Source organism: Micromonospora sp. LHW51205 (assembly GCF_003315815.1).
Classification (GTDB): domain Bacteria; phylum Actinomycetota; class Actinomycetes; order Mycobacteriales; family Micromonosporaceae; genus Micromonospora; species Micromonospora chalcea.
The window spans coordinates 38,574-54,759 of the sequence record NZ_QMEZ01000013.1 but is presented as its reverse complement, the minus strand read 5'-3'; the positions used below and the strand labels follow the sequence as shown (position 1 = coordinate 54,759).

The window sequence follows — 16,186 nt, the reverse complement described above, 5'->3', positions numbered from 1 at the left end:
CCCCCCACCAGGTCTTACGCGCCGGACGAAAGGTAATTGTCGCCGGACGGCGGTCACAACCCCTAGCGTGCCCCTACGGGTGCCCCTAGGTGGCGGGGGCGCAGGCTGGGCCGACCCGCCCCGCGACCGGTGTGGCGCACCGCCCTCGCGGGGTGCGGCCGGGCGGGTGCGCGGACCCGCCCGGCCCAGCGTGTCACGACCGTCGACAACGGTCGTACGACACCATTCCTAGATCCCCGGCAAATTGCCGCCGGGGCCACCCAGCTCGCGGTGGATGAAATCGAAGATCTCGGCATCGGTGGCGTCGTCGAGGGTGTGCGTGGCCGATTTCTCCTCGACGGGACCACGGTCGTCGCCCCACCGGGCGACGAACGCCTGCAGCTGCACCAGCAGCTTCTGCCGGGTCAGCCGGTCCGGCGCGTCGGCCGCGAAGACACCGTCGAGCCGTTCCAGCTCGGCGAGCAGCGGGGCCGCCGCGGCGGCGCCGTCCTCCGCGAGCCGGTCGCGCAGGTGCCGGGCGAGGGCCGCCGGCGTGGGGTAGTCGAACACCACGGCGGCGGGCAGTTGGACGCCGGTGGCGGCGCGGAGCCGGTTGCGCAGCTCCACGGCCGTCATCGAGTCGAACCCGACCTCGCGGAACGCCCGGTCGGGCTCCAGCCCCGCGTCCCCGCCGTGGCCGAGCACGGTCGCCGCCAGGCCGCCCACGAGGTCGACGAGGACGCCTTCGCGTTCGGCGGGGCTCAGCGGCCGCAGCCGCTCCCGCAGCGCGGTCGCCGCCTCGTCGTCCGCCGGCTGGCGCTCGTCGTCGGCGGGCATCGCCGCGCCCGCCTCCGGGACCCCCGTCAGCAGCGGGCACGGCCGCATCGACGCGAACGTCGGCACGAACCGGTCCCAGCGCACGTCGGCGACGATCAGCCCCGCCTCCGCCCGCAGCGCCTGACCGAACGCCTCGAGGGCCAGCTCCGGGGGCAGCCCCGGCAGGCCCCGCCGACGCAGCTGCGCCTGCTCGGGCGACTCGGGGTCGTCGCTCCACGGACCCCACGCCACGGCGGTGGCCGCCAGTCCCCCGTGCCGCCGGTTCGCCGCGAGCGCGTGCAGCAGCGCATCGCCGGCGGACTGGCCGGCCCGGCCGCCCGCGCCCCACACCCCCGTGGTCGAGGTGCACAGCACGAACGCGTCGAGTGGGCGGTGCGCCAGCTCGTCGGCGTACCTGGGGACGTCGCCGACGGTGGCGGCCAGGTCGGCGGCCAGGCCGGCGAGGGTCAGCTCGGCGAGCGGCACCGAGCCGGTCTCGGCCGGGACGTGCACGAGCGCGGTCACCGACCGTTCCTCGGCGGCGAGCTGCTCCATCAGGTCGCCGAGCTTGCCCGTGGCCGGCTCGGCCAGCGGGAGCACCTCGGCGCCGTGGCGTCCCAGCCAGTCGGTGGTGTGCCGGGCGAGGGCGCCGGTCCCGCCGGTGAGCAGGACGGTTCCGTTCGGCCGGTAGCCGTCGCCCGCCGCCGGCAGCCCGGTGTCGCGGACCAGCCGCCGGGTGTGCGCGCCGGCCTCCCGGACGGCGAGCTGGTCCTCACCGTCGACGTTGACCAGCGCCCCGACCAGGGCCGCGTACGCCGCCTCGGCCGGGCCCGCCGGCAGGTCGACGACTCCGCCGACGTGCCGGGGGTGTTCCAGCGCGGCGACGAGGCCGAGGCCCCACGTGGTGGCCTGCGCCGGGTGCGCGACCGCTTCCCCGTCGACGGCGACGGCGCCGGTGGTGGCCAGCCACAGCGGTACGGCCGGGCCGGAGCGGCCGGTGTGCGCCTGCACCAGCAGCAGGTTCGCCGCCAGGCCGGTCGGCAGTGCGGTCTGCTCCGGGTGCGGCGCCTCGTCCAACGCCAGCAGGGACAGCAGCGCCGTCGGCTGGTGCGCGGCGGCGAGCCGGTCGAGGTCGGCGGCCAGACCGTCGCGGGTGGCGGTGGCCGGGTCGACGGTCAGCAGGTGCACCGCCGCGGCGCCGGCCGTGAGGGCGGCGAGCACCCGGTCGGTGACCTGGTGCGGCGGGGCCACGACCAGCCACGTGCCCGGGTCGGCGCCGGTCAGCGCCCGGCGTTCCCAGGTGACCCGGTACCGCCAGCCGGCCAGGGTGCCGTCGAGCTGCTGGCGACGCCGCCACGACTCCAGTTCCGGCAGCAGCTCGCGCATCGGCTGGTCCGGGTCGAGGCCGAGGCGGCCCAGGTCGCCGTCGGTGACGGCCCGCCAGAACGCGTCGTCGACCGGGTCGGCGACCGGTGCCGGCGACGTGTCGAGGGTCGGCCAGTAGCGCTGCGGCCGGAACGCGTACGTCGGCAGCTCGGGCAGCAGGCGGGGATCCGGGCGGGGGCCGGCCAGCGCGGCGAGCACCGCCGCCCAGTCGACGTCCCGCCCGGTGCCGTCCACGACGGCCAGCGCGGCGAGCAGGGCGGCCGGCTCGTCGGCGCCGGCGCGCAGCGCCGCCACGGCAGTGCCGTCCTCGTCGCCGGGCAGCAGGCCGGCGGCCATCGCCGTCAGCACCGCCTGCGGTCCGAGCTCCAGGAAGGTGTCCACGCCGGCGTCGCGCAGCGCGGCGATCCCGTCGGCGTACCGGACGGCCTCGCGGACGTGGCGCACCCAGTAGTCGGGCGTACGGATCTCGTCGGGCTCGGCGAGCCGCCCGGTCAGGTTCGACACGATCGGCAGCAGCGGCGCGGCGAACGCCAGCCCGTCGAGGACGGCCCGGAACTCGGCCAGCATCGGCTCCATCAGCGGGCTGTGGAAGGCGTGGCTGACCCGCAGCCGGCGGGTGCGCACCCCGCGTTCCCGCCAGAGCCGCTCCAGCCCGTCGAGGGAGTCGACGGCCCCGGCGAGCACCACGGCGGTGGGGCCGTTGACGGCGGCGACGCCGACCCGGTCACCCAGCCCGGCCAGGGACTCGACGACGGCCGCCTCGTCGGCGGCGACGGCGAGCATCCCGCCCCCGGCGGGCAGGGCCTGCATGAGCCTTCCCCGGGCGGCCACCAGCGTGGCGGCGTCGGCGAGGGACAGCACGCCGGCGACGTGCGCGGCGGTGATCTCGCCGATGGAGTGCCCGGCGACGTGCCCGGGCACCACCCCGAACGACTCGACCAGCCGGAACAGGGCCACCTCCAGCGCGAACAGCCCCGCCTGGGTGAAGACCGTCTCGTCGAGCAGCGCCGCCTCGGCGCTGCCTTCGGCCGCGAACAGCACCGGCTTCAGCGGCTGCGGCACCTGGTGGTCCAGGGCCGCGCAGACCTCGTCGAGGGCCGCCGCGAAGACGGGGAACGTGTCGTACAGCTGGCGGCCGGCGCCGGGGCGCTGGGCGCCCTGGCCGGAGAACTGGACGGCGAGGCCGCCGGCGCGTCGCCGGGCGGTGACCACCGCTGGGTGCTCCTCCCCGGCGGCCAGGGCGCGCAGCGCGGCCAGCCGGGTCTCCCGGTCGGCGGCGATCACGGTGGCCCGCCGGCCGAGGTGGGCGCGGCCGTCGGCGAGCGCCCAGGCGACCGAGCCGGCCGGGTCGTCGCCGGTCGCGACGTGGTCAGCCAGCCTCCCGGCCTGCTCGCGCAGGGCGGGCAGATCGGCGGCGGAGACCGGCCACGGCAGGGCCACGGCGCGGTGGTCGCGTCGCGCTTCGCCGTGCCCCGCGGTCACGTCGAACGCTGCGGTGTCGGCGGCGGCGACCGGCGCCGGGGCCTCCTCGATGATCACGTGGGCGTTGGTGCCGCTGATGCCGAACGAGGAGACGCCGGCCCGGCGGGGTCCGTCCGTGGCGGCCCACGGTCGTGCTTCGGTGAGCAGCGCCAGCGTGCCGGAGGACCAGTCGACGTGCGGGGTCGGCGCGTCGACGTGCAGGGTCTTCGGCAGCACCTCGTGTTGCAGGGCCAGCACGATCTTCATCAGGCTCGCCGCGCCCGCCGCGGCCTGGGTGTGGCCGATGTTCGACTTCACCGACCCGAGCCACAGCGGCCGCTCGGCGGTTCGGTCCCTGCCGTACGTGGCCAGCAGCGCCTGCGCCTCGATCGGGTCGCCGAGGGTGGTGCCGGTGCCGTGTGCCTCGACGACGTCCACGTCTGCGGGGGTGAGGCCGGCGTTGTCCAGCGCGTGCCGGATGACCCGCTGCTGGGCGGGCCCGTTCGGGGCGGTGAGGCCGTTGCTCGCGCCGTCGGAGTTGACGGCGCTGCCCCGTACGACGGCGAGGATCCGGTTGCCGTCGCGCTGGGCGTCGGAGAGCCGCTGGAGCAGCAGGACGCCGACGCCCTCGCCCCAGCCCGTGCCGTCGGCGGCCTCGGCGAACGCCTTGACCCGCCCGTCGGCCGCGAGGCCGCGCTGCCGGGAGAACTCCAGGAACGCGCCCGGGGTCGACATCACCGTCACGCCGCCGGCGAGGGCGAGGTCGCACTCGCCGCTGCGCAGCGCCTGCGCGGCCAGGTGCAGCGCCACCAGCGACGACGAGCAGGCCGTGTCGACGGTGACCGCCGGGCCGTGCAGCCCGAACGAGTACGCCAGGCGACCCGAGACCACCGACGCGCCGTTGCCGGTCGCCTGGTAGCCCTCCACCTGCGAGCGGGCGCCCAGCAGCAGCGTGGCGTAGTCCTGCCCGTTGGTGCCCATGAAGACGCCGGTGGCGGAGCCGCGTACCCGGTGCGGGTCGATGCCGGCGCGTTCGAAGACCTCCCAGGTGGTGTGCAGCAGCAGCCGCTGCTGCGGGTCCATGGCGAGGGCCTCGCGCGGGTTGATCCCGAAGAACGCGGCGTCGAAGCCGACGACGTCGTGCAGGAAGCCGCCGCTGCGGGTGTAGCTGGTGCCGACCCGCTCCGGGTCGCTGTCGAACAGGCCGTCGAGGTCCCAGCCCCGGTCGGCCGGCATCGGCGTGACCGCGTCCACCCCCTCGGCCAGCAGGCGCCACAGCTCCTGCGGCGACGACACGCCGCCCGGGAAGCGGCAGGCCATGGAGACGATCGCGATCGGCTCGTCGGCCGCCGGCCGGGTAGAGGCCACGCCGCCGGTGACCGGGCCGCCGTCCGCGCCGACGACGATTTCGGTACGCAGGAAGCGGGCCAGTTCCGCCGCGGACGGGTGGTCGAAGACGACTGTCGACGGCAGGGTCAGGCCGGTGACCCGGCCCAGCCGGTCCCGCAGTTGCACGGCGGCGAGGGAGTCGAAGCCCAGTTCCCGGAACGCCCGGCCGGCGGGCACCTGGTCGGTGGTGGGGTGGCCGAGCACGGCCGCCGCCTCCGCGCGGACGAGGTCGACCAGCAGCGCCTCCTGGCCGGTCGCCGGCAGCGTGGCGAGCCGGTTGCGCAGCCCGTCGGTGGCGGCGGCGCTCTCCGGCCGCTGCGGCTCTTCGGCGACGGCGGGGGCGACCCGGTCGAAGAGGTGGCTCGGCCGTGCGGCGGTGAACGCCGTGACGAACCGGGACCAGTCGACGTCCACGATCACCGGGGCCGCCTCGGGGGCGTTCACCCAGCGGCCGAGCGCCGCGACGGCGGCGTCGGGCGCGAGCGGGCTGAACCCGCGGCGGCGCAGGCCGTCGGCGGTCTCCCCGGCGGCCATGCCGTCCTCCGCCCACGGGCCGTACGCCAGCGCGGTGGCGGGCAGGCCCTTCGCCCGGCGGGCTGCGACGAGGGTGTCGAGCAGGGCGTTGCCGGCCGCGTAGCCGGCCTGCCCGCCGCCGCCCCAGACACCGGCGACCGAGGAGAAGACCACGAACGCGTCGAGGTCGCGACCCCGGCAGGCGGCGTCGAGGTGCAGGGCGCCGAGTACCTTGCCGGCCAGGGTGTCCGACAGCTCGCCGTCGGTCACCTCGTACGCCGGGGTGGTGCCGCCGGACGTCCCGGCGGTGTGCACGACGGCGGTCAGCTCCGGCAGGTCCGCCACGAGGGCGTCGACGGCGGCCCGGTCGGTGACGTCGCACGCCACGACCCGCACCGCACCCAACTCGGCCACCAGCTCCGCCGCACCCGGCGCCCCCGGACCCCGCCGCGAGGCGAGGACCACCTCACCGGCCCCGTTCGCCAGCAACCAGCGGGCCACGTGCCGACCCAACGCTCCTGTACCACCGGTCACCAGCACCGTCCCGGCAGGCCGCCAACCCACACCCACCGGCGGCACGGCCGGCACCAGCCGCCGGCCGAAGATGCCGCTGCGCCGGACGGCCACCTGGTCCAGGGTGCCGTCGGCGAGGACCGCGACGAGCCCGGCGCGGGCGCCGCGGTCGGCGCGGGCGGGCAGGTCGACCAGGCCGCCCCAGCGGTCCGGCTGTTCGAGGGCGACGACCCGGCCCAGGCCCCAGGCCAGGGCCGCCCAGACGTCGTCGACCCGTTCGCCGGCCGTGACGGGCATCGCGGTCCGACTGAGCGCCCACACCCGTCCGGCCAGGCCGGTGTCGGTGAGCGCCCGGACGAGGGTGAGCAGGGCGGCCGTGCCAGCGGGCAACGCCGGCGTGTGCGCCGGGGGCCGGTCCTGGCGGGGCAGGACGCAGAGCACCCCGGCCCAGCCGTCCCCGCTGATCCGGCGCAGCCGCTCGCCCAGGTCGGCGCGGTCGAGGGTGGACGACACGGTGAGCGTGTCCACCCGGGCGCCGGCCTGGGTGAGGGTCTTCGCCACGCCCGCGTCGGCGCCGCTGTCGACGGTGACGATCAGCCACCGCCCGGACAGCCTGGTCTTCGGGTTCGGCCGGACCGGCTCCCACCCGATCCGGTACGACCACCCGTCCAGCGCGGTGTCCCGGGACCGGTGACGACGCCAGCGCGAGAGGACCGGCAGGGCCGGGCCGAGCGTGTCCAGGGCGTCGGGGTCGTCGCCGAGTTCGGCGGCGAGGGCGGCCAGGTCGCCACGCTCGACGGCGGTCCAGAACTCGACGTCGCCGCCGTCCGGGGCGGCCCGCTTCTCGGCCGTGCCCTCGGGCCAGTAGCGCTGGTGCTGGAAGGCGTACGTGGGCAGGTCGACCCGCCGTGCGCCGGTGTCGGCGAACCACTGCGTCCAGGTCACCGGCATCCCGTGTACGTGCAGCTCCGCCAGGGCGTGCAGCAGCGCGTGCGCCTCCGGGCGGTCCCGGCGCTGCACAGCCACCGCCAGCACACCGTCGTCGTCGGGCAGCACGTCGGCGTTCATGGCGGTCAGGACGCTCTGCGGCCCGATTTCCAGGAAGGTGTCCACCCCGGCAGCCCGCAGAGCGGCGATCCCGTCGGCGTAGCGCACCGCCTCGCGCACGTGCCGCACCCAGTAGTCGGCCGTGCGGATCTCGCCTGCGTCGGCCAGGGCACCCGTCACGTTCGACACCACCGGCAACAACGGCGCAGCAAACGTGAGGCCGTGCAGGACCGCGCGGAAATCGTCAAGCATCGGCTCCATCAACGGACTGTGGAACGCGTGGCTCACCGTCAGCCGGCGAGTGCGCACGCCCCGGTCGCGCCAGTGCCGCTCCACCTCGTCGAGGGCCTCGACGGCACCGGACACCACCACTGCGGTGGGTCCGTTGACCGCAGCGACGCCCACCCGGTCGGCGAGCCCGGCGATCGACTCGACCACTGCGGCCTCGTCGGCGGCCACGGCCAGCATGCCGCCGCCCGTGGGCAGCGCCTGCATCAATCGACCCCGCGCGGCGACGAGCTGACACGCGTCGGCCAGGGACAACACGCCCGCGACATGCGCCGCCGTCACCTCACCGATCGAGTGACCAGCCAGCATGTCCGGCACAATCCCGAACGACTCCACCAGACGGAACAGCGCCACCTCGACCGCGAACAACCCGGCCTGCGTGAACACCGTCTGATCCAGCAACCCCGCCTCAGCGGAACCCTCCGACGCGAACAGCACCTCCCGCAACGGACGCGGCAACAACGGATCGAGGTGCGCACACACCTCGTCCAGCGCGGCGGCGAACACCGGGAACCCGGCGTACAACTCCCGCCCCATCCCCGCACGCTGCGCACCCTGACCCGAGAACAGCAGCGCCAGCTGGCCGCGCCCGGCGGCAGAACCGGTCACGACAGCCCCCGACGGCGCGCCCGCGTCGAGGGCTCGAAGCGCGGTGAGCAGGTCGTTGCCGTCGGAAACCACGGCGACGGCGCGCTGTTCCAGCGCGGGCCGGGTGGTGACGGAGGACCAGGCCACGTCCAGCGGACGCGGGGCCTCGTCGGCGGCGAGCCAGCGCGCCCACCGGCCCGCTTGGCCGGCCAGGGCCGCGTCGGAGCGCGCGGAGAGCAGCACCGGCACGACCGGCGGCACGTCGCGGGCGACGACCTCACCCTCGATCGTCTCGGCGGGCGGCTGCTCGATGATCACGTGCGCGTTCGTGCCGGAGATCCCGAACGACGACACCGCCGCCCGACGCGGCCGGTCCACCGCCGGCCACGGGGTGGGCTCGGTGGCCAGGGCCACCGCCCCCGCCGACCAGTCGACATGCGGCGATGCCTCGTCCACATGCAACGTCGCCGGCACCAGACCGTGCCGCATCGCCATGACCATCTTGATCACACCAGCCACACCGGCGGCGGCCTGCGTGTGCCCGATGTTCGACTTCACCGACCCGAGCAGCAGCGGCCGATCCTGCGGACGCTCCTGCCCGTACGTCGCCAGCAGAGCCTGCGCCTCGATCGGGTCACCCAGCGTCGTACCCGTACCGTGCGCCTCCACCACATCCACCTCGGCGGTGGTGAGCCGCGCGTTCGCGAGGGCCTGCCGGATCACCCGCTGCTGCGACGGACCGTTCGGCGCGGTCAGCCCGTTCGACGCACCGTCCTGGTTCACGGCCGTGCCCCGCACCACCGCCAGCACGCGGTGCCCGTTGCGCCGCGCGTCCGACAGCCGCTCCACGAGCAGCACGCCGACGCCCTCGGACCAGCCGGTGCCGTCGGCGGACGCCGCGAACGACTTGCAGCGGCCGTCGGCCGACAGGCCGCGCTGCCGGGAGAACTCGATGAACGTCCCCGGCGTCGCCATCACCGTCACACCACCGGCCAACGCCAGGTCACACTCGCCGGAACGCAGCGCCTGCGCGGCGAGGTGCAGCGCGACGAGGCTGGAAGAACAAGCGGTGTCGACGGTGACGGCCGGGCCCTCGAGCCCGAAGGTGTAGGCGACCCGACCGGACAGCACGCTGCCGGAGGTGCCGGTCCCGACGTAGCCCTCCACCTCGGTCGGCAGGTCCATGAGCCGGGAGGCGTAGTCGTGGTACATGACACCGGCGAACACACCCGTCCGGCTGCCCCGCAACCGCTGCGGATCAAGCCCCGCCGACTCGAACGACTCCCACGACGCCTCCAGCAGCAACCGCTGCTGCGGATCCATCGCGAGCGCCTCACGCGGCGAGATACCGAAGAAACCGGGGTCGAACTCTGCCGCGCCGTACAGGAAACCACCACGCCGCGTATACGACGTACCGCTACGCCCCGGATCCGGATCGAACAACGACTCCAGATCCCAACCGCGATCCGCCGGGAACTCCCCGATCCCCTCACCGCCGCCGGCCAGCAACTCCCACAGTTCGTCGGGGGATTCCACCCCGCCCGGGTAACGGCAGGCCATGCCCACGATCGCGATCGGCTCGTCGGCGCCGACGACCGTGCCGGCGACCTGTGCGCTGGCCGACGCGCTGACGCCGGCCAGCTCCGACCACAGGTGGTCGGCGAGCACGGCCGGGGTCGGATAGTCGAACACCAGCGTCGAGGCCAGCCGCAGCCCGGTGGCCGCGTTCAACCGGTTACGCAGGTCCACCGCCGTCAGCGAGTCGAAGCCCAGCTCCCGGAACGCCCGGTCCGCCGGCACCGACTCCGCACCACCGTGCCCCAACACCTGCGCGACCAGACCCCGTACCAGCACGTCGACCTGGGCGCGGCCCTCGTCCTCGGTGAGCCCGGCGAGCCGGTCGGCCCAGCCGCCACCGCCCTGCCCCGCCTGGCGGCGGGTGCCGGTCACGCCGATCAGGGTGCGCAGCACGGCCGGCACGGGGCCGCCGGAGGTCGCCGCCCGCAGCGCGGGCACGTCGATCACGGCCGGTACGAGGGCCGGACGGTCGGCACGCAGGGCGGCGTCGAAGAGTTCCAGCCCGACCTCGGCGCTCATCGGCGTCAGACCCGCCCGCGCGGACCGCGCCCGGTCCGCCTCGTCGATCGAGGCGGCCATGCCGGCGGTGTCCCACATTCCCCACGCGAGACTGACGGCCGGCAACCCGAGCTGCCGCCGGTGGACCGCAAGCCCGTCGAGGAAGGCGTTGCCCGCCGCGTACGCCGACTGACCGGGCGAGCCGAGCACACCCGCCACCGACGAGAACACCACGAACAGATCCAGATCCAGACCCGCCGTCGCCTCGTGCAGGAACCAACCCGCCGACACCTTCGGCGCCAACACCCCGGCCAGCCGCGCCGCCGTCAGCCCCTCCACGACACCGTCGTCCAGGACGCCGGCGGTGTGCACGACACCCGCCAGCCGACCCTCGGCGGTGACCTCGGCAACCAAAGCGCCGACCTGGTCCCGGTCGGTCACGTCACAGGCGGCGATCCGCACGGACGCGCCCAGCGCGGACAGCCGCTCCGACATCTCGCCCGCACCGGCGGCTTCCGGACCGCGCCGCGACACGAGCACCAGCGACCGCACGCCGTGCACCGACACCAGGTGCTCCGCGACCAGCGCCCCGAGCGCACCCGTACCGCCGGTCACCAGCACCGCGCCGTCACCCAGGCTGGGCGTCTGCGCGGCCGTGATGCCGGCCCGGACCAGGCGCGGCGAGTACACCGCGCCCTCGCGGACGGCGAGCTGGCCGCCGGTCATGGCCGGTTCCCGCAGGACGCCGTCCAGCAGGGCAACCAGCGCGGCGTCCAGGTCGCCGTCGACGTCCGCGAGGACCATGCGGCCCGGGTGCTCCGACTGCGCCGAACGCAGCAGACCCCACACCGCCGCGCTCGCCAGGTCGGTCACCCGGTCGCCGTCGCCGATCGACACCGCACCCCGGGTCACGACCACGAGCCGCGAGTCCGCCAGGGCGTCCGCCGCGAGCCAGGACTGCACCGTCGCCAGCACGTCCGAGGTCACTGCCCGGACCGACTCCGGCGTCGCCGCGCCGGGCGCGGGGAACACCGGCAGCAGCAGCGTCCGGGGGACGGACTCCTTCCCCGTGACCGTCGCCACGTCGGCGTACGTGGGCATTCCTACCGGTGCCGGCAGCTCCAGGCCGCCGGTCACCAGCGCCCATCCGGAAAGCTCCCCGGCGGGTGCGGTCTGCACGGCCGGCCACCGCAGCTCGAACAGCGACCGCGAGGCCACGCCCGGCGCGGCCGCGCCGGTCAGCTCTCGCAGGACGAGGGAGTCCATCGACACGACCGGCGCGCCCACCTCGTCGTACGCGGCCAGCCGCAGCCCGGAGCCGTCGCGGGTCAGCCGCACCCGCAGCGTCCCCGCGCCTGCGGCGTGGACCTGCACGCCCTCGAAGGCGAACGGCACCCGTGGTCCGCTCGATTCCTCGCCACCGAGCAGCAGCCCGATCGGGTGCAGGGCGGCGTCCAGCAGCGCCGGGTGCACGCCGAATCCGGCGCTCTCCGTGGCGGCGGCCTCCGGCAGGGCCACCTCGGCGAACAGTTCGTCGCGGCCGACCCAGGCGCGCTGGAGTCCCTGGAAGACCGGCCCGTACGCCAGGCCGTGCTCCGCCAGCGTCGCGTACCACCCCGCGAGGTCCACCTCCGACGTCGGGGCGGGGGGCCAGGTGATCGTGTCGGGCTCGTCGGCGGTGGACGCCTCCAGCACACCCTCCGCGTGCCGGGTCCAGCCCGCCTCGGGATCGTCGTCGGGGCGGGAGTAGACGGCGACGGGACGTTGCGGCGACTCCGACGTGGACACCCGCACCTGAATGCGTACGCCGCCGGATTCGGGGAGCATCAGCGGGGCGGCCATGGTCAGCTCCCGCAGCCGGGAGAGGCCCACCTCGTCGCCGGCCCGTACGGCCAGCTCGACCAGGGCCGTGCCGGGTACGAGCGTCAGCCCGGAGACCGTGTGGTCGGCCAGCCACGGGTGCGTGGTCAGGGAGAGCCGGCCGGTCAGCACCATCTCGTCGTCGCCGGCCAGGTCCACTGTCGCGCCGAGCAGCGGGTGCCCGGTGCGGCCGAGTCCGGCCCCGGACACGTCGCCCGTACGCGCCCGGCCGGCGGTGGGCCAGTAGCGCTGGTGCTGGAAGGCGTACGTGGGCAGGTCGACGCGGCGCGCGCCGGTGTCGGCGAACCACTGCGTCCAGGTCACCGGCATCCCGTGTACGTGCAGCTCGGCCAGGGCGTGCAGCAGCGCGTGCGCCTCCGGACGGTCCCGGCGCTGCACCGCGACGGCCAGCACACCGTCGTCGTCGGGCAGCAGGTCGGCGGTCATCGCGGTCAGGACGCTCTGCGGGCCGACCTCCAGGAACGTGTCCACACCGGCAGCCCGCACAGCGGCGATCCCATCGGCGAAGCGCACCGCCTCGCGCACATGCCGCACCCAATACTCCGGCGTGCAGATCTCGCCTGCGTCGGCCAGGGCCCCGGTCACGTTCGACACGACCGGCAGCAGCGGCGTGGCAAAGGTGAGGCCGTGCAGGACCGCGTGGAAATCGGCCAGCATCGGCTCCATCAGCGGGCTGTGGAACGCGTGGCTCACCGTCAGCCGGCGAGTGCGCACGCCCCGCTCCCGCCAGACCCGCTCCACCTCGTCCAGGGCCTCGACGGCACCCGAGACGACGACGGCGGCAGGCCCGTTGACGGCCGCGATACCGAGGCGGCCGGTCATCCCGACGATCGACTCGACCACCGCAGCCTCATCGGCGGCCACGGCCAGCATGCCGCCGCCCGTGGGCAGCGCCTGCATCAACCGACCCCGCGCGGCGACGAGCTGACACGCGTCGGCCAGGGACAACACGCCCGCGACATGCGCCGCCGTCACCTCACCGATCGAGTGACCAGCCAGCATGTCCGGCACGATCCCGAACGACTCCACCAGACGGAACAGCGCCACCTCGACCGCGAACAACCCGGCCTGCGTGAACACCGTCTGATCCAGCAACCCCGCCTCAGCGGAACCCTCCGACGCGAACAGCACGTCCTTGAGCGGACGCGGCAGCAGCGGATCGAGGTGCGCACACACCTCGTCCAGCGCGGCGGCGAACACCGGGAACCCGGCCGACAGCTCCCGGCCCATCCCGGCGCGCTGCGCGCCCTGGCCGGAGAAGAGCAGCGCGAGCTGGCCACGCTGGCCGGTGGCGCCGGAGACGACCGTACCGGTGGGGTCGCCGTCGGCGAGGGCGGTCAACGCCGCGACCAGGTCGTCCCGGTCGGCGGCGGTGACGACCGCCCGGTGTTCCAGCGCGGGCCGGGTGGTGACGGAGGACCAGGCCACGTCCAGCGGACGCGGGGCCTCGTCGACGGTCAGCCAGCGCGCCCACCGGCCTGCCTGCGCCGACAGCGCGGCGGCGTCGCGGGCCGACAGCAGCACCGGCACGACCGGCGGCACGTCGCGGGCGACGACCTCCCCCTCAACCACCTCGGCAGGCGGCTGCTCGATGATCACATGCGCGTTCGTGCCGGAGATCCCGAACGACGACACCGCCGCCCGACGCGGCCGGTCCACGGCCGGCCACGGGGTGGGCTCGGTCGCGAGGGCCACCGCCCCGGCCGTCCAGTCGATGTGTGGGGACGGCTCATCCACGTGCAGGGTCGGCGGGACGACGCCGTGGCGCATCGCCATGACCATCTTGATCACACCAGCCACACCGGCGGCGGCCTGCGTGTGCCCGATGTTCGACTTGACCGAGCCGAGCCACAACGGCTCCCGCCCCTGCCGGTCCTGCCCGTACGTGGCCAGGACGGCCTGCGCCTCGATCGGGTCACCCAGCGTCGTACCCGTACCGTGCGCCTCCACGGCGTCCACGTCGGCCGCAGTGAGCCGCGCGTTCGCCAACGCCTGCCGGATCACCCGCTGCTGCGACGGACCGTTCGGCGCCGTCAGCCCGTTCGACGCACCGTCCTGGTTCACGGCCGTGCCCCGCACCACGGCGTAGATCTTCCGGCCCTCGCGCTGGGCGTCGGAGAGCCGCTGCACCAGCAGCACGCCGACGCCCTCGGACCAGCCGGTGCCGTCGGCGGACGCCGCGAACGACTTGCAGCGGCCGTCGGCCGACAGGCCGCGCTGCCGGGAGAACTCGATGAACGTGCCCGGCGTCGCCATCACCGTCACACCACCGGCCAACGCCAGATCGCACTCGCCGGAACGCAGCGCCTGCGCGGCGAGGTGCAGCGCCACCAGCGACGACGAGCACGCCGTGTCGACGGTGACCGCCGGCCCCTCCAGCCCGAAGGTGTAGGCGACCCGACCGGACAGCACGCTGCCCGACGTGCCCGTGCCGACGAAGCCCTCGGCGTCCGGCGGCAGGTCCATCAGGCGGGAGGCGTAGTCGTGGTACATGACACCGGCGAACACACCCGTCCGGCTGCCCCGCAACCGCTGCGGATCAAGCCCCGCCGACTCGAACGACTCCCACGACGCCTCCAGCAGCAACCGCTGCTGCGGATCCATCGCCAGGGCCTCGCGCGGCGAGATACCGAAGAAGCCCGGGTCGAACTCCGCCGCCCCGTACAGGAAACCACCATGGCGCGTGTACGACGTGCCGCTGTGCTCCGGGTCCGGGTCGAACAGGCTCTCCAGGTCCCAGCCGCGATCGGTGGGGAACTCCGAGATCCCGTCGCCGCCGCCGGCCAGCAACGCCCACAGCTGGTCCGGACTGTCGACGCCACCGGGGTAGCGGCAGGCCATGCCCACGATCGCGATCGGCTCGTCGGTGCCGGCGGTGAGCACCGCCGTCTGGCGGGCGGTGATCTGCCCGGAGACCTGCTCGTGCAGGTGGTCGGCGAGCACGGCCGGGGTCGGGTAGTCGAAGACCAGCGTCGAGGCCAGCCGCAGCCCGGTGGCCGCGTTCAACCGGTTACGCAGGTCCACCGCCGTCAGTGAGTCGAAGCCCAGCTCCCGGAACGCCCGGTCCGCCGGCACCGACTCCGCACCACCGTGCCCCAGCACCTGCGCGACCAGGCCGCGCACCAGCACGTCGATCTGGGCGCGTGCCTCGTCGGGCGCCAGGCCCGCGAGCTGGTTGGCCCAGTCGCCGCTCCGCGCGGCCCGTCGCCGGGCCGCCGTCGACCCGATCAGGGTACGCAGCACGGCCGGCGCCGGGCCGGCGCCGAGCGCTGCGCGCATCGCCGGTACGTCGATCACAGCCGGCACCAACGCCGGCCGCTCCGCCACCAGGGCGGCGTCGAAGAGTTCCAGCCCGATCTCGGCGCTCATCGGTGTCAGACCCGCCCGCGCGGACCGCGCCCGGTCCGCCTCGTCGATCGAGGCGGCCATGCCGGCCGTGTCCCACATCCCCCACGCCAGACTCACCGCAGGCAACCCGAGCTGCCGCCGGTGGACCGCCAACCCGTCCAGGAACGCGTTACCCGCCGCGTACGCCGACTGACCCGGCGAACCCAACACACCAGCAACCGACGAGAACACCACGAACAGATCCAGATCCAGACCCGCCGTCGCCTCATGCAGGAACCAACCCGCCGACACCTTCGGCGCCAACACCCTTGCCAGACGCTCCTCGGTGACCCGCTCGATCACCCCGTCATCCAACACACCAGCGGTGTGCACCACACCCGCCAGCCGACCCCCGGCAACGACCTCCGCCACCAGACCGAACACCTGGTCCCGGTCCGTCACGTCACAGGCAACGACCCGCACCGACGCACCCAGCGCCGACAGCCGCTCCGACAGCTCGCCCGCACCGGCGGCTTCCGGACCACGCCGCGACACCAGCACCAGCGACCGCACACCATGCGCCGACACCAGATGCTCCGCCACCAACGCCCCGAGCGCACCCGTACCACCGGTCACCAGCACCGCACCGTCACCCACGACCGGCGTCTCCACCGACGCCGGGGCGACCGCACGCACCAGACGCGGCACGAACACCTCACCCGCACGCACCGCGACCTGACCACCGAACGCCACCGGCTCGTCGGCCACCGTGGTCAGCACACCCAGCAGCCCGGCGTCCACGTCGCCGTCCACGTCCGCCAGCACGATGCGGCCCGGGTGCTCCGACTGCGCCGAACGCAGCAGACCCCACACCGCCGCACCTGCCAGGTCGGACACCCGATCGTCCGCCGCCACCGACACC

General features: G+C 75.0%; 1 protein-coding gene (running past one end of the window). It reads right to left on the bottom strand.

What is annotated here, in order from left to right; translation table 11 throughout:
- Nucleotides 1-228: 228 nt before the first annotated feature.
- Nucleotides 229-16,186 carry the 3' portion of a type I polyketide synthase gene (locus DQE82_RS29575; RefSeq protein WP_113974792.1) on the bottom strand. Its footprint extends 13,862 nt past the window's final position, so only the last 15,958 of its 29,820 coding nucleotides appear in the window; its start codon lies off the right edge, out of view; its stop codon occupies nucleotides 229-231.